Here is a 20027-nt window from a genome sequence, read left to right on the forward strand (position 1 = left end):
CCTTTGTAGAGAATGAATATTTGCAAGGCATGATGCGTCTCTATCTTAGCGCATTGGTATGAACACATCACGTCAAATCGAGATGCGCCTTTAGCGGCATGTCATCATGGATAGACACAGTCTGCCGTTCAATCATGCGATGGACCAGAGGGGGTGTTGATCCCTTGTGCAGAGCAAGCAGCCTTTCTGACACTTCCGCGTCAGATTGCGTACGCCGCTGATTGTGGCGCACATATTCCACCCATGTCGGAACGTGATAACTTTCCGTCCATGTTTCCGGATTTTCCAGATCGCGCAGCAAGGCCCATTGTCGTGCGCCGTCGCGAATGCGAATGCGTCGCCGCAGCGCCATTGCCCCAAGAAATGCCTGCACATCATCCTGAGCGATTTTATAATCGACCATGATCATGATCGGGCCACTGCGCGACCGTAGGTCTAAGCGCAACTGCGGTTCGCTGAAGCGGTTGAGTGGGTCGAGATTAAGCGATTCAAATTCCGGCTGCGGCAGCAAAAACCCGACGAGCGCACCGAAGAGCAGAACGCCGGCCGCCGCCAACAAGGCTCCCGGAACGCCGAATTCATCGGCAACCGAACCCCATAGCCAACTGCCCGCCGCCATGCCACCGAACGTGGCTGTCTGGTAGAGTGCTAACGCACGACCAACTACCCATCGCGGGGTTGAAAGCTGCACAGTCACATTAAACAGGGAAAGCGCGAGAACCCACGACAATCCCGCAGGAAGCAGAAAAATACAGCTCATCCAGATGCTGCGGCTCACCGAGAGCAAAAGACAGCTGAGCGCAAAAGCGACAAAAGCACCGCGTACCAGCCATTCATTGCCCAGCAGTTCACGCAGTCGGGCGCTTGAAAGAGCGCCACCTATAGCACCAATCCCGAAAAAACCGAGCATGATGCCATATGTCAGTGCTGTGCCTTTAACGAGGTCACGTGCCACAAGCGGCAACAGTGCAAGAATGACAATCGCAGACAGACCGAACAGAAAGCCGCGAAACATGACTTTTAGAAGATTTGGCGACATAGCCACATAGCGCAGCCCGGCGACCATTGCAGGCCCTAACGCTTCGCGCGGCAACGTGGATTTCGTCGTCTGAGGTTGCCAGCGCCAAAGCGCTAAAATAAGCGCGCAGTAACTGAAGGCATTGAAGATGAAAGCAAACGCAGCACCCGCTGCCGCAACAATCGCGCCACCAATTGCCGGACCGATGCTGCGCATCAGATTGAAACTCATGGAATTAAGAGCAACTGCTGCAGGCAAATCTGTTCTGGGAACAATGTCGCCCATCGATGCCTGCCACGATGGATTATGCAAAGCACCACCGCAACCGATGAGAAAGGTGAAGCCGAGCAACATCCACGGTGTCAGCATGCCCATATAGGCGAAAGCTGCAAGCGCAACCGAGATGACGAGCAGGAGAATCTGAGCGGTGAGCATGATGCGACGGCGGTCGAAGTTATCCGCAAGTGCGCCTGCCGCAACCGAAAAGATCATCACCGGCAAAGTAGTGGAGGCCTGAACTAGTGCGACCATATCATCCGAACGCGCGATGGTGGCCATCATCCAGCCCGCACCGACAGTCTGCACAAGACCGCCCAGGTTTGAAAATAGCGTCGCAGACCATAAGGCGCGAAAAGTTCCATACTGAAACGGCGCCAGGGGGGAATTTCTTTGCGGCATTCGGACGACCTCCATCCTCATCCGTTCTTCTAGGCGATACGCGAATCGCATCCAGGGAACAAGCAGCTTCCATCAAGCGCGACCGGACGACACACTTAAACATTTAAATCAGCATGCAGATGATCAAAGCGTCACTCCCACTTTATGGCGGGATCATGTAAACAGGCTTAATCCCTTCATAACAATGCGTTCAAGATGACACAGCTTTCCCGATCTTCTCTGTTTGGACTTGCCCTTGTTTGTTTCACTGCAGGATTAACAACAGCGCCTTTTGCTGCGGAGGCATTGCCGCGACTGACGCCGGAGGCGGGTGTCACAGCCCAAATTGCTAAAACCGAGAATGGTTACGTCATAGTTCAGCCCGGTGGGCGGGAACTCATGATGATTGATGCCGAATCGGCCGCAAATTTCGACGGTGAGCCAAGCTTCATAGTTGCAGATTTCAATTTCGATGGATTTCCCGATGTGGCGCGTGGCGCAAGTACAAGCGAGAGTCCCGATATTGGGTTTGGTCTTTTTCTCTATAAGCCAACAATAAAATCTTATGCCGCACTCGATTTCCCGGACAATTTCAGCGAGCGGCTTAACTGCGGCGCTCTGTGGAATATTAAGTTAATCGAAAGCAGGAAAGCGATCAAAAGCAACTGTAGTTTGGAGGGCGAAGATGCGCGCATCGATGTTGTGCAGATAGACCCCGACGGCGGTGCAAATTTGCTGGAACAATCGCGCCCGAAGGAAGAAAACTGGCATTGGCCCTATCTCGACCGTCCCGCCCGCATGGTTTCGTATGACCAACAGGGCAACATCACTCTGGAGACAGTCATTGCCCTAGATGAAGCAGAGAATAGCTGGGAAGTCCCCGTAACTAAGCTCGAAATATATAGTGCAGATAATCTGCAGAGCAGAACGCCTGGCCATCTTGTCAAAGGCGAAAGCGTTCGCATCCTTGCTTTCAGTGGCGACTTCATGAAGGTCGCCCGCGAAGGCAACGATACCCAACCCGACGGCTGGGTATCGCTTAAAGAAGCCTATGACCTCGTCGCCCGTTATGATACTGACGCAACCAAGCCACAAACGGCCTCCCTCGGCCTTTCCGACTACAAAGATACAACGGAAAACCCCGATTATTATCGCAACCTCTTCACGCTGACGATGCAAAACACCAGCGATACGGAAATCCAATTGTCGAATGCTGAGCTTTTTCTTCTCTTCAATGGAGATAACGGCACACGATTAGCCCACAAGCTCTACGATGTCTCCGATACGACGCTCGCGCCCGGCGAAAGCCATATGCTCGACGACAATCCGATTGAGAAGCGCGACGGACAATTTGTGATTTATCACGATAATGACGGGCAGGACGCCTATCCTTTATTCTTCCCGACGAACCTTTTGCCGGGCAAGTATCGTGTTCGACCGATAATCACAGGACCCGGCCTCGGCAGTTTCATCTACGGCGAGAATGAAATCGAACTCGAATATCCGCCGAAGCTCGCCGACAGTTTGGTTAAACCTTAAGCTACCTGCCCCGCACACCAACCTGACGACCACGCCCACTGGAAATTATAGCCGCCAAGCCAGCCGGTGACATCAACCACTTCGCCGATGAAATAAAGGTCCGGTACGTTCTTTGCTTCCATGGTTTTGGAATCGAGATCGCGCGTATCAACTCCGCCCAATGTGACTTCAGCCGTCCGATAACCTTCCGAACCGGCTGGCTTCACGTGCCAGTCGTTGACCGCAGCTGCAGCGCACCGCAATACGGCGTCCGACAGATCGGCAAGATTAGTCGCGGGAAAATCTGCAGCGATAAGCTGGGCGAGTTTCTTGGGAATGAAGAACGACAGAGCCGTTTGCAGCGCCTGCTTGCCGTTCTTAGAGCGCTGCTCTCTAAGAGATTCAAACAGATCGTTCTTTGGCAGCATGGAAATGACAATTTCGTCGCCTTCACGCCAGTAAGATGAGATCTGCAGAATGGACGGACCACTGATGCCTCGATGCGTGAACAGCATCGCCTCGGCAAATTTCGTCTTCTTGCATGAAACCGCAGCATCGACGGCAACACCCGCAAGCGGCTTCAAACGTTCGAGCAAATTCGGCTCGAAAGTCAGTGGCACTAGACCGGGGCGTGTTTCGACGATACGCAGGCCGAAACGCGTGGCAACGTCATAGCCAAAACCCGTCGCCCCCATCTTCGGAATGGATTTTCCGCCAGTGGCAATGACCAGCGACTTCGCTGAAACTGTACCGCCGGAATGCTGGACAACAAAACCTCTCTCGGTTTTCTCGACGTTCTCGACTGATGTTTCGAGCAGCAAACGCGCACCATGCCGCTCCATTTCATCAAGCAGCATATCGATGATCAGCGTTGCAGAACTATCGCAGAACAATTGGCCAAGCGTCTTCTCGTGATAAGCGATGCGGTACTTTTCCACGAGTTTGATGAAATCACGCTGCGTATAACGACTTAGCGCCGAAATACAGAAATGCGGGTTTTGCGACAGAAAGTTCTTCGGGCTTGCATGGATATTGGTGAAGTTACAGCGGCCGCCCCCAGAAATGCGGATCTTGTCACCGGGCTTTCTCGCGTGATCCAGCACCAACACCGAACGGCCGCGCTTTGCAGCTTCGATCGCGCACATCATGCCAGCAGCGCCAGCGCCTATCACCAAAACATCGACGCTCTGCAACATTCAACTCCGATTTAAAAAGATTGCGGCACCATATTGCCGTAAATTGTGAGCGCAAGCCGTGTTTTGGAGATTTTAAACATATCCGCGATAGAAAGGGTATAACACAGGGCCATTTCAAAGGAGCGGGGGCAGAATTTGAAAGTTTCAGTCTCATCAGCGCCTGATTTAGAAAACGGAAGAACCCGCTTTGTCGGTCGCCCGATCTTCTGGCTGCTGCTTGTAATCGTCGCTTTAATTGGTCTTTTGAGCATCCCGCTGACCGTGCCAATTGGCCCCATGTATTGGGATACGTATCTCTATCTTGATGCGGCACAGCGCATAAACACCGGGCAAATTCCCTCGGTCGATTTTTTCACCCCCGTAGGCCCGATGGGATATTATCTGTTCTCCTGGGGCATGAAGCTATTTCCACAAGCGCAATCCTTATTGCTTGTGCAGTGGTCCACGCTTGTTGTGGCGGCCCCCCTCATGGCAGTAGTTCTCGCTGAGGTAGGAAGCAAAAGTCGAACGATTGCCTTTGCGCTTCTCATTCCTTTTCTGGCCTTCGCCATATTCCCTGCCAATGTGCAAACCTATACGTCCTATCCGGGTCTCGACGGCTTCGGCATCTATAACCGGCAAGTGTCGCTGCTTCTGTATGTACTGACATGCGGTCTGATGTTCATTGCTGACGGACGCAAGATCGCAGTCTTTTGTGCCGTTGCAATGCTTGCATTGTTTCTCACAAAGATCACCGGCTTTCTGGTTGGCGGTCTGTTCGGACTGACGGCACTTCTTGCAGGACGCTTGTCCATTAAAACAGTTCTGATTGCTGCCGCCATAACACTGATCGGATTGGCTGTGCTCGAACTAAACGGCCATATGATATCGGCCTATCTTGCCGATATCGCGCAACTTCTGGCCTTGAATGAAGGCGCGCTGCTGCCGCGGTTTTTGACGGTCGTATCGGGTAAGCTTGACGTCATTCTGCCAACCACAATTCTTGTTCTGGTGCTTTTCTGGATTGAAATGACACGCGACACGGCCTCCCTTCATTTTTTTGACCGCAACTCCGTATGGCTCGCAGTCATTTTACTCGGTGGCATTATTCTCGAAACCCAAAACACTGGCAGTCAGGAATTCATCTTCATCTGGCCGATTTTGTTGATGATCTACCACCGTGTCAAAAACGTTGAAGGCAAGTCTAAGATTGCTTTTCTGGTGCTGGCAGCCTTCTGCGTTATCCCAACCTTCAGCAAGGTCACACACAAGACTTTGCGCGCAATTGCGGTAGCACCCACTTATGTCCAGCCACCTGTGACGGAGCTTAAAAACATGCGTCAGGTGTCCGCCAGACCGGACATCATGGATCGTGCGAAATTGCTGCCCGTGCATTATGCGGATTATTCTGCACCTTACGAAGCATTGGCAACGCAGGGACAACTGCCAAGCTGGCGGCTTTATTCAGAGCTTGATTATCAGATGTACTGGATCATCTCGGCCGATGAGGCCGTCAAAGCCTTCAAAGAGTTCGAGAGTAAGACCGGCGTTTATATCAAAACGCTGATGACGCTCGACTTCACCGATCCATTTCCGTGGTTGTTAAACCGCGACGCGACGCGGAAAATCCAGATCGGCGCTGATCCATTCCGCACGGTTCCCGCGATGACGCCTGAAACCAGAGCAGCGATTGAAGCAACCGACGGCGTTATACGCCCTAAATGTCCGATGACAACAACCCGTCTGGCTCTGCAGGAAATTTACGCAGACGCGCTCAAAGATCGCGAAGTCTTGCCACTTGATGCATGCTGGGACTTATTGCTGCGTCCCGGAATTTTGCGAAAATAAAGCAAGAAAAGGAAAGGCCGGATGAAACCACCCGGCCTTTCTTTTTACTTGATTTGCGCCTTCACGAAATCCTTGACGATACCGACGATACCGCGCCCCAGAATCTCATCAAGCGCTGCGATGAACTCATCAACATGCGCCCGCGTACAGATCAATGGTGGCTCAAGCCGGATCACATTGCGATTATACTCCGTGAATGCCACCAGCACGCCATGATCGCGCAGGAGATGACTGCCAATAAAGCCCGGCAGCGAACCTTTCAGCTTCTCATCCAGCATGGCCAGCACAGGGCGCAGCACCATTGGCATGGCCTTAGAGAAATCATGAAACTCAAGTCCCACCATCATGCCCTTGCCCCGGACATCCTTGATAAGCGTCGGGTACCGTCCGTGCAGGTCTTTCAAACGATCAAGCAGATAGTCGCCGGTTTCTGCCGAGTTATCGATCAGATGCTCATCGTAAAGTACATTGATCGTTTCAATCGAGGTGATGCAGGCTTCACCAATACCACCAAAGGTTGCCATGGCATGGATCATCGCCGTTTTAGGCGTGCCGTAAGCTTTCATATAGACGTCGCGCTTGGCGATCATCGCGGCCATCGCTGTCTTGCCACCACCAAGCGACTTGGCAAGGGCAGTGACATCAGGAATGACACCATAATGCTCGAATGCATAGAACTTGCCGGTGCGGCCAAAACCGCACTGCACTTCGTCCGCCACCCAGATCACGCCATACTGATCGCAAAGCTCGCGCAGCTTCTGCCAGAAGGCAGCATCGGCCTGAATGATTCCGCCGCCGCCCTGAACGGTTTCCAACACAATAACGCCAATTTCCGGATCAGAACGGAACGAGTTTTCAATGGCATCAATATCGCCGAACGGCACGCGAACCGTATTATCGACCAGCTTGAAATCACCGCGGTAAAGCCCACCATCGGTGATCGATAGCACGCCCTTGGTCTTTCCGTGGAAAGAGTTTTCAGCATAGACAATCTTCGGCTTCTTCGGGCCTGTGGCACGTTCTGCGACCTTGATCGCAGCTTCCATGGCTTCCGAACCGGACGAGCCTAAGAAGACCATATCAAGATCGCCTGGCGAACAGGCCGCAATGTCATAAGCCAATGCAGCCGCATATTGCGACATGAAGGCGATGGCGATTTCGTGCCGCATTTCTTCCTGAAACTTGCGGCGAGCTTCGAGAATGCGCGGGTGATTATGCCCAAGAGCGAGTGAGCCAAAGCCACCGAAGAAATCAAGTATCTTGCGACCGTTCTGATCGAAGTAATACATGCCTTCGGCACGTTCGATTTTCACCTTGTGAAATCCGAGCAGCTTCATGAAATGCAGCTGTCCGGGGTTAAGATGTCCGGTGAAAAGCTCGGTCATGCGCGGCAGATCGAGCGCCTTGGCATCTTCTACGGTCAGAAGCTTGGGCTTGGGCGTGTGATTGGCAACAGCAACCGTGTCATGTGTCGTAAATGTCTTTGTCATGGTTTGCTCCTCACGCCGCCTTCGATGCATCGGCAAGTTTCTTGCGATATTCGCTGTAGGCCGCGATCAGCATGTCCTCATCACGATATTGCGGTATCCAGCCCAATTCCCGTTCGCCTTTTGAAACATCGAGAACGCACATTTCATCGGCAATCAGATATTGCTCCGGGTCCATCAATGGCTTGTTGAGCCAATCAAGGAAGTCCAGCGTGCGCTTCACGGCCCATGCGGGGGTCGGCACCAGAATGGATTTTGATCCTGCGTGCTTGACGAGATCACCGAGCAGTTTACGCACCGGCGGCGGGTTGAGCGAGCCGAGATTATAAACCTCATTTGGAACGCCCGCTTTATAGGCTGCATAAGCCGCCGACGCGCAATCAAACACCGATATAAACTGATAAGGGTTCTTGCCCGAGCCGATCATCGGAACCGGCAGATTATTATCGATGAGCTTGAACAGCTTTTCGAGAATGCCAAGGCGTCCCGGTCCAATAATGAGACGCGGACGGAACAGCGAAATATTCATGCCGCGCGTGCGCCATTCAGCGGCCAGCTCCTCGGTTTTGAATTTCGACAAACCATATTCACCAAGCGGATTGCAGGGATGATCTTCTTTCTGCGGCCAGACATAGGTGTGGCCATAGACCATATCGGTCGTGAAATGCACGAGACGCTTTGCGCCCGCCTCGTCCATCGCCTTGATAATGTTTTCCGTACCGTAATAGTTGACCGGGAAGAAGAAATCGTGACGCTTGGCACGCACCTGAAGCGGCGACAGCATCTTGGCAGACAGATTATAGACCATGTCATCGGCGCGAATGCCAAGTTTGCGGATCGCCTCCGGGTCAGTCACATCGGTATGGACAAATGTCACATCGTTATAATGCGCGAGATCGCTTTTCACGATATCCGCGACAATGACTTCATGTCCATCGGCGAAAAGCATTGGAGCTAGATAGCGCCCCACAAAGCCATCGCCACCAAAAATAATATGTCTCATAATCCTGCCCCGACTTTAAAATTAGAGCGCATCCCGAAAAGTGTGAGCCAGCTTTCGGATAGGATGCGCGTTAAAGTAAATAGCTAGAACGCCGATCTGATCGTATCAGATCGAAACGCGCTCTAAACTGGCGAGCGGTCGTGAACGGCCGCATTTTGTTCGGCATTCGGCGTCTTGCCGCTCTGTGCGATCAGCACTGTTCCAATGCAAATGAAGGCGATGCCCGCAATTTTGTAGGCGCCCAGTTCTTCCTTGAACAACAGCCAAGCGAAAACTGCCACGGCAACATAGGCAAGGCTCAAAAAAGGATAGGCAAAAGACAGATCGACTTTTGAGAGCACATACATATGTGATGCCATGGAAATCACAAACATGGTCAGACCAGCGAAAACCCACGGATTAAAAACAATCTGAAAAATCCGATAAATCAGCGTATCCGCTGTATAGCTGGCATTACTAAATGACATCATGCCATATTTGAGCAGCAACTGTGCTGCCGCGTTGGTCATGACTGTGAAGAGAATGAATGGGATATATTTCATCGTCTGTCCCGTGGTTTAATTTTTTAATGCGGTACGCCGCCAGAAATCGGAGCAGAACCGCTCATCGCGCATGTCTTCAAGCTGCTGCCACTCTGGAAAGCCCGCCTTAAGTGTTTCAGAACTCATGCGCTGGTCCTTGTAGGGATTGACGCGCCCACCTGCTTCAATCGTCATGCTGTCAAGCTGCCCAAGCAGTTCAAGCGTCTTCTGCCCTCGATTGGGGAAATCCATCGTCAGAGTATAGCCCGGTTTCGGGAATGACAGGAGCCCCGGCGAACGCAGATCGCCAAACCGCTTCAACACCGTCAGGAAAGACGCCTGACCTGCCGCGCGGCTTGCAGCCAGCAGGGCTGGAATAACACGTTCAGCATGGTCAAACGGTATCACGCTCTGATGCTGATAAAGCCCTGCAGGGCCATAAAGTCTGTTCCAGTTACGAACCCCGTCGAGCGGATAAAAGAAACTCGCAAAGCTGACCAGATGTGGCGCCTGTTTGCGGCGTTTGGCATGGTAATAAAGATTATTGAACGCAGTCAGGCTCGGCCCGTTCAACATTGAAAACGGTAAGTCAAATGGCACGCCAAGTTTGGCTTCACCGCTCTGCCCCGCACGATTGCCATTGATCGCATGATTGCCAGTCAACAGCACGCCACGCCCCGCAGATCGACCACTCGCCAATTGATCCACCCAGGCAACCGCATATTCATTGTGGCGGTCGCAGTCTTCCGCAATCGCGAAATACTCGGACAGGTTTTGGAACGGCGTGATGCGTTCCTCAACATCGAGAGAGCCAACCGGCATCAGCCGAATACGGGCGTTGAGGATCAGCCCGGTCAGGCCCATGCCACCAATTGTTGCTGCAAAGAGTTCGGCATTTTCGGCGCTCGAACAGATGTAGTGCACACCATCAGAGCGCAGGAGCTCCAGGCTCTCCACGTGGCTGCCGAAAGTGCCGCGTAAATGATGGTTCTTGCCATGCACATCATTGGCAATCGCGCCGCCCAGTGTCACAAAACGCGTGCCTGGGGTTACAGGCAGAAAATAACCCTGTTTAGCAACTGCCTCGATAATTTCACTTAACAACACACCGCTTTCAGCTTCAAGAATACCAGTGTGAACATCAAAGCTTACGATGCGATTGTGTGGCCGCATTGATACGAGCAATCCCGCATCGTTATGGCAGCTGTCGCCATAAGAACGACCATTGCCAAAAGCGAGCAGGCTTTCCGGGCCTTCCAATTTGGAAAACACATCATCGAACGCAACGGCGCTTCGCCTGTGGCGGTCAATGCGTCCAAAACTGTCAAACGACTGGTCCATCATCGCATTCCGGATACGAATAGCAGGACTGCACCAATAGCGATCACTACCTGACTGCGCCAGTCATTCGCGAGAAACACGACGGGATCGTCGTCCATTTCCTTGCGATGCGCCAAGATCCATACGCGGATGATGATGTAGAGAACGATGGGTACCAGCGGCCAGATCAGCCATGGATAGGTATAAAGCTGCTGGACAGCGGCGCTGTTGATGTAAAGCGCCAGAACCACCACGGCAGTAAAGCCGGAAGCCACACCGCTCTGGCCGACAATGTCCCTGTCTTCGGGACGATAACCTCGGCCCGCGATACGGTCCTTTTCTGTAACCGTCGAATGTTGCAATTCGACATAGCGTTTCACCAGCGCCAGCGAGAGGAAGAAGAACATCGCAAACGCCATCAGCCAGAATGATTGCGGAATTTCGGTTGCCGCCGTGCCACCGAGCAGCCGCAAAGTATAAAGCGCCGCAAGGCAGATGACATCAACCAGCAATGCCCGCTTCAGCACGAGCGAATAGGCCGTCGTGGCAACCAGATAGAGACCTATAACAAGCGCAAAAATCGGCGGCAGGAAAAAGCAGGTCGCGGCTGCAATCAACAAAAGCAGCGCTGACACCTTGAGCCCGAATGGAATGCTCAATGCACCACTTGCGAAGGGGCGCGAACGCTTTCTGGCATGCTGGCGATCAAGCGGCAGATCAATGATATCATTGAGAATATAGATCGCCGAGGCGGCCGCAGAAAACGCGATAAACGCGAGGATAGAAGCCAGAAACACCTCGGGAAAGAAGATGGTGTGAGCGAGGATTGCGGGAACAAAAACCAGAAGGTTTTTAAGCCATTGATGGACTCGCAGCATTTTCAAGTATGGCTTGATGCCCGCAGCCCTTTTCACAAAAAGCCGACTACCATTGGCTTTCTGAAAATGCGCAGCTGCCCGATCCGGGGCAACGACAATAACGTCCCGTGCAGCTTCGAAGACGGCTATATCGGCGCGGTCGTTACCCGCATAGTCAAAACCTTTCGGGCCGTAATGTTCTGTAAGAGCCCGCGCTTTACGATGCGAAGAAAGATTGTTTTTGCCAGTCGTGGCCAAAACAGCCTCAAAAATACCGAGCTCCGAAGCAACCGCTTGCGCCAGTGGCTCTGCTGCTGCGGTCGCCAGAACCAGTCTGCGCCCATTGGCATGTTCCTGAAGAAGATAATCAAGAAACTCCTGACGATAGGGCAACAATGAAGCATCAATGACGATGCGGCGCGCAATTTGCTGCTTGAGATGGGCCTTGCCGGACAAGAGCCAGATCGGCATCAGGAAAAGATAAAGCGGGTTCTTCTTCAGAAGAACGAAAGCGCTTTCCCAAAGCAAATCCGTAGCGACGAGCGTCCCGTCGAGATCCACGGCCAAAGGCAATTTCTGGCTCTTTAGCCGCTCATCCATTTTTCGTCATTACCCTCAAACCCGCCCCCGGAAACTCTCGTCGGCCAGGCCCCCTTGGCAACACACAAGACGAAAGTACAAATGAACAATGATTAATCTTCGCTACAATCGATAATTGTTATTGATGGGCTTGTCTCTACCAAACTGCCCTTTAAGCAATCGCTACGAGTTTTGGTTAATAAACGCGCCATCCTACATAATTGCTGGTCTATCTTTTCATCGCGTAATATAAGGCGTTGATTATTTTCCAGCTTGATCTGCGCTTACAGCAGGAACGCCTCAGGTTTAGAACCGACCATGAATATTGAATCTGCCGTGAATGACGGTGCCAATGTCTTTGAACTGGCACCAATTTCCCTGTGGCTTGAAGACTATAGCGGATTGCGTGTGCAATTCGAACAATGGCGTGCGCTCGGTGTTACTGACCTTGGAGCCTTCCTGAAAGAAGACACGAGCCGCTTGCGCATCTGCACAAGCCTGATCCGTGTCATCAAAGTCAATCGCAAAACCTTGTCTCTGTATGAGGCGCGAGACGTCAATCATCTGATAGAGAATCTCGATCATGTATTCCGCGACGACATGCTCGATCCGCACATTGATGAGATGATGCAGCTCTGGAACGGCGGCAACGCTTTCATGAGCGATACAGTGAATTATTCCCTAGGCGGCAAGCGTCTCGACATCCAGCTCAAAGGCGTGGTTTTGCCCGGCCATGAGGAAAGCTGGGATCGCGTTCTCTTGTCCATCGAAGACGTGACAGCGCGTGAAGAGGCGCGACGCCAGCAAAACAAGCACAAGCAGCACGCAGAAGGCCTGTTTGAGCATTCGCCTGTCTCGCTTTGGGTGGAAGACTTCAGCCGTATCAAACAGCTGATGAACGATATCCGCGAGCGCGGCATTGTTGATTTCCGCGTTTTCACCGATGTACATCCGGAATTCGTCCGCCAATGCATGAGCGAAATCCGTGTTTTGGATATCAATCGGGAGACGCTCGAACTGTTTCTTGCACCGGACAAACAGACACTTCTGCAAAACCTGCCGAATGTTTTTAAAGCCGATATGGAAACCAATTTCCGCGAGCAACTGATTGATCTCTGGAATGGCGTGCTGTTTCAGCGCCGTGAAGTTGTCAATTATGCACTCGACGGAACCGAACGACATTTGCTCCTGCAGTTCTCGGTTCTACCAGGCCATGAAGAAGACTGGTCGCTGGTTCAGGTCGCACTTGCTGACATTACTGCACGCAAGAAAGCCGAAGCCTATCTTGAATATCTTGGCAAGCATGATGTGCTGACCAAACTGCATAATCGTGCCTTCTATGTTGATGAATTGAACCGTCTTGAGCGCAAGGGACACGCACTTGTCTCAATCATCATCATCGATCTCAATGGCTTGAAGGCGGCCAATGACCAACTTGGACATGCGAGTGGCGACGGCTTGTTGCGCCGCATCGGTGAAGTGCTGAATGAGGCCGTGAAGCTACCGGGACACGCTGCCCGTATTGGCGGCGACGAGTTCGCAGTGGTGCTGCCGTATGTCGATGAACGCGGTGCAGAGGCCGTCATGGAAGATATTCGTCGACTGGTCGATATCAATAATCAGTATTATTCACAGCTGAAAATCGAACTCTCGATGGGATCTGCCACCAGCATGCCCGGCGAAAAACTGGAAACAGTCGCCAAGCGCGCCGATCTTCTGATGTATGAGGACAAGCGCAAGCATTACTCGGCGGAAGCTCTGCGAAAGTCGCAGCTGCCGCTGTAGAGCGGTTCACTCTTTTGGCTCAAATGCTCTCATCATCAAACTTGATGACCGTCTTGCCACGCGTGAGATCGGTGACGAGCTGGGCCAGTTCACCGTGAACAATGAGCGGCATGGTGCCCGTCATTTCCACACCGGTGCCTGTGAAATTCTCGTTCGCAATCGTGACATGCTCGACTGCGGTCAGGCGAGCCTTGAGGAGTGAGTGATCTGAAAAATCGCAAGCCAGCGCGAAGCCGATCACCGGGATCACTTCAGTTTTCTCGGCTTGCCGCAGGCACATCGCAGCCGTACCGCCATAAGCCCGCATCAAACCGCCACTGCCTAGCAGTATGCCCCCGAACCAACGCGTTACGACCACAGCAATATTATCAAGCTGTTGCCCATCAATCGCTTGTAGAATGGGTTTACCCGCCGTACCACTCGGCTCTCCATCATCGCTGAAGCGATAATTCTGCCCCGTGCGCCACGCCCAGCAATTATGGTTCGCGGCAAGATCGGAATGCTCAGTCAGAAAATCCTTCGCAGCCTGTTCATTCGCCACGGGTGCAGCAATGGCCAGAAACCGGCTCTTCTTGATCTCCTGCGTGACAGTTTCAATGCGGCTGATGGTGAACATGGCTTTCCTGCAAAAGGTATTTCGGGGGCCTAGCATTTTACGTTGCGGATGACGACCCCTTATGCCCGCGTTAGCATTGCACACATTCAAACTTGGGTATAAGGCAATGAAAAATGAGCCGCACTTCCTGCCTGCCGCTCACCCCTGCCGAAAATATGAAAGGTCCGCCGATGTTCGATTTGATTGTGAGAAACGCCAATCTTCCCGACGGACGTGAAAAGCAGGACATTCTGATCAAGGACGGCAAGATTGCCGATATCGTCCCTTCCAAGGGCGAGCATCAGGCAGCCAGAGAAATTGATGCTTCCAACCGTCTGGTGACACCGCCTTTCGTCGATCCGCATTTCCATATGGACGCGACCTTGTCGCTCGGCCTGCCACGCCTCAATCGTTCTGGCACGCTACTGGAAGGCATCGCGCTTTGGGGCGAATTGAAGCCCATGCTAACCGTTGAAGCCATGGTCGAGCGCGCTTTGCGCTATTGCGATCTGGCGGTCAGCCAAGGTTTGCTTGCCATCCGCAGCCATGTCGATGTTAGCGATCCGCGTCTGCTCACTGCAGCCGCGATGATCGAAGTTCGCGAAAAGGTGAAGCCTTATATTGACCTCCAGCTCGTGGCCTTCCCGCAGGACGGTTATTACCGCTCGCCAGGCGCGGTTGAGCTGGTCAATCGTTCGCTCGATATGGGCCTTGATGTTGTGGGCGGTATTCCGCATTTTGAACGTACCATGGCCGATGGCGCAGCATCCCTTGAAGAACTCTGCCGCATTGCTGCCGAACGTGGCCTGCCCGTTGATATCCACTGCGATGAGACCGACGATCCAATGTCACGCCATGTCGAGACGCTGGCGGCGCAGACAATGCGTTTCGGTCTTCAGGGCCGCGTATCCGGCTCGCACCTCACTTCCATGCATTCCATGGACAATTATTACGTCTCCAAGCTCATTCCGCTGATTGCGGAAGCTCAGATGAACGCTATTCCGAACCCGCTGATCAACATCACGTTGCAGGGCCGCGCCGACACTTATCCGAAGCGTCGTGGCATGACCCGTGTACCGGAACTGATGGCGGCAGGCGTGAATGTCGCCTTCGGCCACGACTGCGTTATGGACCCTTGGTATTCAATGGGTTCTGGTGACATGCTCGAAGTCGGACACATGGCCGTTCATGTGGCGCAGATGACATCAATTGAAGGCAAGAAGCAGGTCTTCAATTCTCTCACTGTCAATTCAGCGAAGGCGCTTGGCCTCGAAGGCTACGGCCTTGAAAAAGGCTGCAATGCAGATTTCGTGGTGCTTCAGGCACGCGACCCGCTGGAAGCGCTGCGCCTTAAGGCCAACCGCCTGACTGTCGTCAAGCGCGGCAAGATCATCGCCGAGACCCCACAACGGATCAGCACTCTCAACCTCGAAGGCCGTCCGTCTTCGGTTGACGGTGCGGAATACGCGCCCATCGGCTAACAATATCAAGAGTTTCGACCTATCCGACATGTCGCTGGATAAAAGAACCGGAACAGTCGCGGCGGAAAACCTATGCCTAATTTTGAGGCCGCAAGCTAATTCGCTTGAATTCGAGGCAGATTGAGCAAAGATATGAACCGTTGCTCAGTCAATCTACTCACGCAAAACGAAGCAACCGGCTGCACTTCCCGGCGCGCTGAAAACACTCAAGAGGGGTTCTCATGAACAGAACATCAAAATTCACTCGCCGCGACATTCTTGCGATGTCTGCGGCTCTCGGTGCGACCGCAATTTCGACGCGCGTTTTTGCTGCAGACGAGAAGCTCAAAGTAGCTGGCATTCACGCTTCGCCGGTCGAAAATGCGTGGAACTCGCGTCTTCACGAAGCGCTCAAGCAGGCTCATGACGAAGGCGCCATCGAGTATGTTTTCTCGGAAGGCGTTTCGGCCAGCGATTATCCCCGCGCGATGCGCGAATATGCCGAACAAGGCATCAAGCTGATCGTCGGTGAATCCTATGCCGTTGAACGCGAGGCGCGTCAGGTTGCAGGCGATTATCCGCAGACCACCTTTATCATGGGTTCGTCCGGAAAGGCACAGGGCGATAATTTCGGCGTGTTTGGCACGTGGAATTTTGAAGCAGCCTACCTCGCTGGCATGCTGGCAGGCGGCATGAGCAAGTCGGGCACATTCGGTTCAGTTGGCGCTGTGCCTATCCCGGAAGTCAACATGCTCATCAACGCATTCCAGGATGGCGTGAAAGAAACACGCCCGGATGCGAAGTTCAATGCCTCGTTCATCGGCACATTCTTCGACCCGCCGAAGGCACGCGAAGCTGGTCTCGCCCAGATCGACGCGGGTGCAGACATTCTGTTTGGCGAACGAATCGGTACAGCAGACGCAGCCAAGGAACGTGGCATCAAGGCAATTGGCTCTCTGATCGACTACACGCCCCGTTATCCAGACACCGTTTTCGCCAATGCGATGTGGTATTTCCGCCCGATCCTCAACGCGGCCATTGCTGATGTGAAGGCAGGAACGCCAACCGGCAAGGATTACACCCCGTTTAGCCTCATGAAGGAAGGCGGCAACGATATCGTTTACGTCAAGGGCGCAGCTCCTGCAGAAGTCGAAGCCAAGATGGAAGCGCGCCGCGCCGAGATCAAAGCTGGCACTTTCAAGATCGAGCCAAATCCGGCTGAGCCTAAGTAATAAACATTCAGGGCAGCAGAAGTGGCACTCGACATGAAGCAACAAGATGCAACGGCGCTCGCCAATGCGATCGCGAAAGGCGTTTTGACTGCGCAAGAGGCCATGAATGCTGCCATTGAAGCCGCAGAAAAATGGCGCCCTCTGGGCGCCATTACATATCTCGATGCAGAACTTGGACGCCGCAATGCGACCGCCGTCGATATCAATCCGGAGAAAGCCTCCTTCGCTGGTGTGCCATCACTGTTCAAAGATCTGGGCGGACCTTGCGCCGGTTTGCCGATCCGTCTCGGCTCACGCGCCTGTATGAATGTATCGCCGGAGCTTGATTCAGAACTGGCAGCACGACTGCGCAAAGCCGGGCTCAATTTCTTCGGAACGACCACAGTGCCCGAGTTTGGCATGGCGCTTTCAAGTGAGCCAATAGATGGGCCTGTCGCACGTCATCCTTTCGATGAGGCTCTGTCCCCCGCTGGTTCCTCCGGTGGCGCAGCAGCAGCCGTTGCTGCAGGCATCGTTTCGATAGCCCATGCAACAGATGCAGGTGGCTCGATTCGCGTTCCGGCAGCCACATGCGGACTTATCGGGCTCAAGCCAAGTCGTGGTGCCATGCCCGCGGGTCCGCATTTCGGAAATTATCTTGCAGGTATCGCAAGCGAATTCGCCCTTTGCCGCTCAATCCGCGATGCAAAAGCGCTGTTCCCGCTCGTGGCCGGAAACTGCGACAGTTTCCTTCCTGATGTAGCACTCACATCAGGAACCGTGCCTCAAAAATTGCGTATCGGCATCATTTCAGGCGATCTTGCAAAATATCCGGTGACGGCTCAGCGCCAGCAAGTGGTTGCTGACGCGGCCCGTTTACTCGAAGCACAAGGCCATGTGATCCGCGACATTCATGCGAAAACAATTGCGCCGCTCATTAATGTCAGCGCAACAGCCTTTGATCGGATTATCTCGGCCAATCTCGCATCGGCAATCAATGCGTTTTCGATTGATGAAGAAAAACTCGAAAGACTGACGCGTGCGGTGGCTTCACGCGGTCGCAAGATGAGCGCTGTCGCACTCTACGACGCCATGAATGGTGGCGTGATCACCGCCTATCAGTTCTCGCAGATTTTCCACGATATCGATGTGCTCGTGACACCCATGCTGGCGCGTGCGCCGCAGCCAATCAGCTCATATCCAATGGATCACGATGATGTGGAAGCGCATTGGCACAAGATGAACGCCTTTGCGCCTTATGCGGCACTGGCCAATATTTCCGGCTTCCCGGCACTTTCGATGCCTTTTGGAACAGATGCGGATGGTATGCCACTTGCAATTCAGTTGATTGGACGAATGGGAGCGGACAATCTTCTATTGAACCTTGGTGAGGTCATGGAAGAGGACCAACGCTGGCAGCACAAATTTCCCGTTGCGGGGTTAAACACATGAACACAACAGTTCTTGAACTGCAAAACATAACCAAGCGCTTTGGCGCATTAACCGCCAATGACGATATTTCGCTAAAGCTTGAACGCGGCGAAATCCTCGCTTTCCTCGGCGAAAATGGCGCTGGCAAGACCACGCTGATGAACATCCTCTTCGGTCATTATGTGCCCGATGAAGGCCGCGTTTTCGTCAAAGGTATCGAAATCCCACAGGGCAAGCCACGCGCTGCAATCGATGCGGGCGTTGGCATGGTACACCAGCATTTCACACTTGCACCGAACCTCACAGTGCTTGAGAACATCACCACCGGCACCGAAAGCCTCTGGAAACTGAAATCATCGCACGGCGCCGCTCATGCCAAGATCGCCCAGATTGCCAAACGCTTTGGCTTGCAGGTCGATCCTGATGCACGGCTTGGCGACCTATCGGTTGGCGAACAGCAGCGCGTGGAAATTCTCAAAGCGCTTTATAACGACGCCGACATTCTCATCCTCGATGAGCCGACCGCCGTTCTGACCACGCAGGAAGCGGAGGGACTGTTTGCGACGCTTAAAGAGATGGCGCGTCAGGGCCTGTCACTGATTTTCATTTCGCACAAGCTGCATGAAGTAATGTCAGCCGCTGACCGCGTCGTGGTGCTGCGCGGCGGCAAGCTCGTGGCTGAACGCAAGGCCACGGAAACATCCAAGGAAGAACTGGCCGAACTGATGGTCGGTCGCCGTGTTTCCCGCCCTTTGCGCGCCGCTGCAACACCAGGCGAAACATTGCTTGAAGCTAAAACTGTTACCGTCTTGGAAGACGGCGCAACGCGCCTGACCGACCTCGATTTTCACCTGCGCGCTGGCGAAACACTTGGGATCATCGGTGTTTCGGGTAATGGACAGGCAGCGCTTGGGCGTCTGGTTTCGGGGCTCAGTCAACCTTCCAAGGGCACCCTCGTGATGTTTGGGCAACCGGTCACACAGTTCGATCCACGGCAGTTTGTGGCGGACGGTGTGGGCCGCATCCCGGAAGATCGCAATGCGGAAGGCGCAATCGGCGATCTCACACTTTGGGAAAATGCCGTGCTTGAACGCGTGCGTGATCCACAGTTCTCCAGTGGGCTTCTGGTCAACCGAACGGCTGCGCGTGAATTTACCGACCGCATTATCAAGGATTTCGATGTGCGCGGCGGAACACCTGACAGTCGCATTCGCCTGCTTTCCGGCGGCAATATGCAGAAGCTCATTCTGGGCCGCAATCTTGAAACTGCGCCGCGCATCCTCATTGCCGCACAGCCGACACGCGGGCTCGATGAGGGCGCCGTCGCAGCCATCCATGCCCGCATTCTGGAAGCCCGCGCCAAGGGTGCTGCCGTGCTGCTGATCTCGGAAGATCTCGACGAAATTATCGGACTTGCCGATCGCGTACAGGCTATCGTCAAAGGCCGACTCTCACCACCGATTGATGCGCAAGAAGCCAATGCGCAAAGACTGGGCCTGATGATGGCCGGTGAGTGGAGCAAAGCATGATCCCGAAAAGTGTGAAGCGGTTTTCGAATAAGA

Annotated in this window: 15 protein-coding genes; 7 read left to right on the forward strand and 8 right to left on the reverse strand. The window is 53.4% G+C overall.

Annotation, left to right across the window (positions count from 1 at the left end):
• Positions 1-67 precede the first annotated feature (67 nt).
• Positions 68-1696, reverse strand: a complete 1629-nt coding sequence (locus CES85_RS05790) for an MFS transporter (RefSeq protein WP_095445015.1) — start codon at positions 1694-1696, stop codon at positions 68-70.
• A gap of 195 nt (positions 1697-1891) precedes the next feature.
• Between CES85_RS05790 and CES85_RS05795 the strand changes: the two genes are divergently transcribed.
• Positions 1892-3214 carry an SH3 domain-containing protein gene (locus CES85_RS05795; RefSeq protein ID WP_095445016.1) on the forward strand — a complete coding sequence of 441 codons (1323 nt, stop codon included), beginning with the start codon at positions 1892-1894 and terminating at the stop codon, positions 3212-3214.
• Here the strand turns inward: CES85_RS05795 and CES85_RS05800 are convergent.
• Entirely contained in the window at positions 3211-4386 is a 1176-nt protein-coding gene (locus CES85_RS05800) for a BaiN/RdsA family NAD(P)/FAD-dependent oxidoreductase (protein ID WP_095445721.1), read from the reverse strand. The two genes, CES85_RS05795 and CES85_RS05800, sit on opposite strands and share 4 nt — an antisense overlap.
• 204 nt (positions 4387-4590) lie before the next feature.
• Here CES85_RS05800 and CES85_RS05805 point away from each other — a divergent pair, with 204 nt between their 5' ends.
• Positions 4591-6216: a hypothetical protein gene (locus tag CES85_RS05805; RefSeq protein ID WP_350340781.1), complete on the forward strand. Its 1626-nt coding sequence runs from the start codon at positions 4591-4593 to the stop codon at positions 6214-6216.
• Between the two features lie 44 nt (positions 6217-6260).
• On the opposite strand, the gene CES85_RS05810 is transcribed toward CES85_RS05805, so the two are convergent.
• From CES85_RS05810 to CES85_RS05830, 5 genes are all read right to left on the reverse strand, one after another.
• Complete coding sequence (locus CES85_RS05810) at positions 6261-7706, reverse strand: aspartate aminotransferase family protein (protein WP_095445017.1); 1446 nt, start codon at positions 7704-7706, stop codon at positions 6261-6263.
• Positions 7707-7716: 10 nt separating this feature from the next.
• Positions 7717-8706: an NAD-dependent epimerase/dehydratase family protein gene (locus tag CES85_RS05815; RefSeq protein WP_095445018.1), complete on the reverse strand. Its 990-nt coding sequence runs from the start codon at positions 8704-8706 to the stop codon at positions 7717-7719.
• A gap of 122 nt (positions 8707-8828) precedes the next feature.
• The gene (locus CES85_RS05820; RefSeq protein WP_095445019.1) at positions 8829-9248 is read right to left on the reverse strand and encodes an EamA family transporter; all 420 of its coding nucleotides are present in this window, start codon (positions 9246-9248) and stop codon (positions 8829-8831) included.
• A gap of 15 nt (positions 9249-9263) precedes the next feature.
• Entirely contained in the window at positions 9264-10568 is a 1305-nt protein-coding gene (locus CES85_RS05825; protein ID WP_095445020.1) for an FAD-binding oxidoreductase, read from the reverse strand.
• The gene (locus CES85_RS05830) at positions 10568-12004 is read right to left on the reverse strand and encodes a UbiA family prenyltransferase (protein ID WP_095445021.1); all 1437 of its coding nucleotides are present in this window, start codon (positions 12002-12004) and stop codon (positions 10568-10570) included. Before CES85_RS05830 ends, CES85_RS05825 begins: the two co-directional genes overlap by 1 nt.
• A gap of 297 nt (positions 12005-12301) precedes the next feature.
• On the opposite strand from CES85_RS05830, the gene CES85_RS05835 reads away from it, so the two are divergent.
• Positions 12302-13768 (forward strand): sensor domain-containing diguanylate cyclase, encoded by a 1467-nt coding sequence (locus tag CES85_RS05835; protein ID WP_095445022.1) that lies wholly within the window; start codon positions 12302-12304, stop codon positions 13766-13768.
• Between the two features lie 19 nt (positions 13769-13787).
• Here CES85_RS05835 and CES85_RS05840 read toward each other — a convergent pair whose 3' ends face one another.
• Positions 13788-14384 (reverse strand): IMPACT family protein, encoded by a 597-nt coding sequence (locus CES85_RS05840; protein ID WP_095445023.1) that lies wholly within the window; start codon positions 14382-14384, stop codon positions 13788-13790.
• A 170-nt stretch (positions 14385-14554) separates the two neighbouring features.
• Here CES85_RS05840 and CES85_RS05845 point away from each other — a divergent pair, with 170 nt between their 5' ends.
• The 4 genes from CES85_RS05845 to CES85_RS05860 all read left to right on the forward strand — a co-directional run bounded on the left by CES85_RS05845 (position 14555) and on the right by CES85_RS05860 (position 19994).
• Complete coding sequence (locus CES85_RS05845) at positions 14555-15844, forward strand: amidohydrolase family protein (RefSeq protein WP_095445723.1); 1290 nt, start codon at positions 14555-14557, stop codon at positions 15842-15844.
• A gap of 221 nt (positions 15845-16065) precedes the next feature.
• A complete protein-coding gene (locus CES85_RS05850) occupies positions 16066-17055 on the forward strand; it encodes a BMP family protein (protein WP_095445024.1) in 990 nt (329 codons plus the stop codon).
• 33 nt (positions 17056-17088) lie between these two features.
• Positions 17089-18486, forward strand: a complete 1398-nt coding sequence (locus CES85_RS05855; protein ID WP_095445025.1) for an amidase — start codon at positions 17089-17091, stop codon at positions 18484-18486.
• Positions 18483-19994 (forward strand): ABC transporter ATP-binding protein, encoded by a 1512-nt coding sequence (locus CES85_RS05860; protein ID WP_095445026.1) that lies wholly within the window; start codon positions 18483-18485, stop codon positions 19992-19994. The genes CES85_RS05855 and CES85_RS05860 overlap by 4 nt, the downstream gene beginning before the upstream one ends.
• The last annotated feature ends 33 nt before the right edge of the window (positions 19995-20027 follow it).

Source organism: Ochrobactrum quorumnocens (assembly GCF_002278035.1).
In the GTDB taxonomy this organism is placed as follows: Bacteria; Pseudomonadota; Alphaproteobacteria; order Rhizobiales; family Rhizobiaceae; genus Brucella; species Brucella quorumnocens.

What these genes read in the sequence shown, in the direction of transcription:
- CES85_RS05850 (WP_095445024.1), top strand. Translation starts at nt 16,066, where the DNA reads ATGAACAGAACATCAAAATTCACTCGCCGCGACATTCTTGCGATGTCT.
- CES85_RS05815 (WP_095445018.1), bottom strand. Translation starts at nt 8,706, where the DNA reads ATGAGACATATTATTTTTGGTGGCGATGGCTTTGTGGGGCGCTATCTA.
- CES85_RS05795 (WP_095445016.1), top strand. Translation starts at nt 1,892, where the DNA reads ATGACACAGCTTTCCCGATCTTCTCTGTTTGGACTTGCCCTTGTTTGT.
- CES85_RS05810 (WP_095445017.1), bottom strand. Translation starts at nt 7,706, where the DNA reads ATGACAAAGACATTTACGACACATGACACGGTTGCTGTTGCCAATCAC.
- CES85_RS05820 (WP_095445019.1), bottom strand. Translation starts at nt 9,248, where the DNA reads ATGAAATATATCCCATTCATTCTCTTCACAGTCATGACCAACGCGGCA.
- CES85_RS05840 (WP_095445023.1), bottom strand. Translation starts at nt 14,384, where the DNA reads ATGTTCACCATCAGCCGCATTGAAACTGTCACGCAGGAGATCAAGAAG.
- CES85_RS05845 (WP_095445723.1), top strand. Translation starts at nt 14,555, where the DNA reads ATGTTCGATTTGATTGTGAGAAACGCCAATCTTCCCGACGGACGTGAA.
- CES85_RS05790 (WP_095445015.1), bottom strand. Translation starts at nt 1,696, where the DNA reads ATGCCGCAAAGAAATTCCCCCCTGGCGCCGTTTCAGTATGGAACTTTT.
- CES85_RS05830 (WP_095445021.1), bottom strand. Translation starts at nt 12,004, where the DNA reads ATGGATGAGCGGCTAAAGAGCCAGAAATTGCCTTTGGCCGTGGATCTC.
- CES85_RS05860 (WP_095445026.1), top strand. Translation starts at nt 18,483, where the DNA reads ATGAACACAACAGTTCTTGAACTGCAAAACATAACCAAGCGCTTTGGC.
- CES85_RS05835 (WP_095445022.1), top strand. Translation starts at nt 12,302, where the DNA reads ATGAATATTGAATCTGCCGTGAATGACGGTGCCAATGTCTTTGAACTG.
- CES85_RS05855 (WP_095445025.1), top strand. Translation starts at nt 17,089, where the DNA reads ATGAAGCAACAAGATGCAACGGCGCTCGCCAATGCGATCGCGAAAGGC.
- CES85_RS05825 (WP_095445020.1), bottom strand. Translation starts at nt 10,568, where the DNA reads ATGGACCAGTCGTTTGACAGTTTTGGACGCATTGACCGCCACAGGCGA.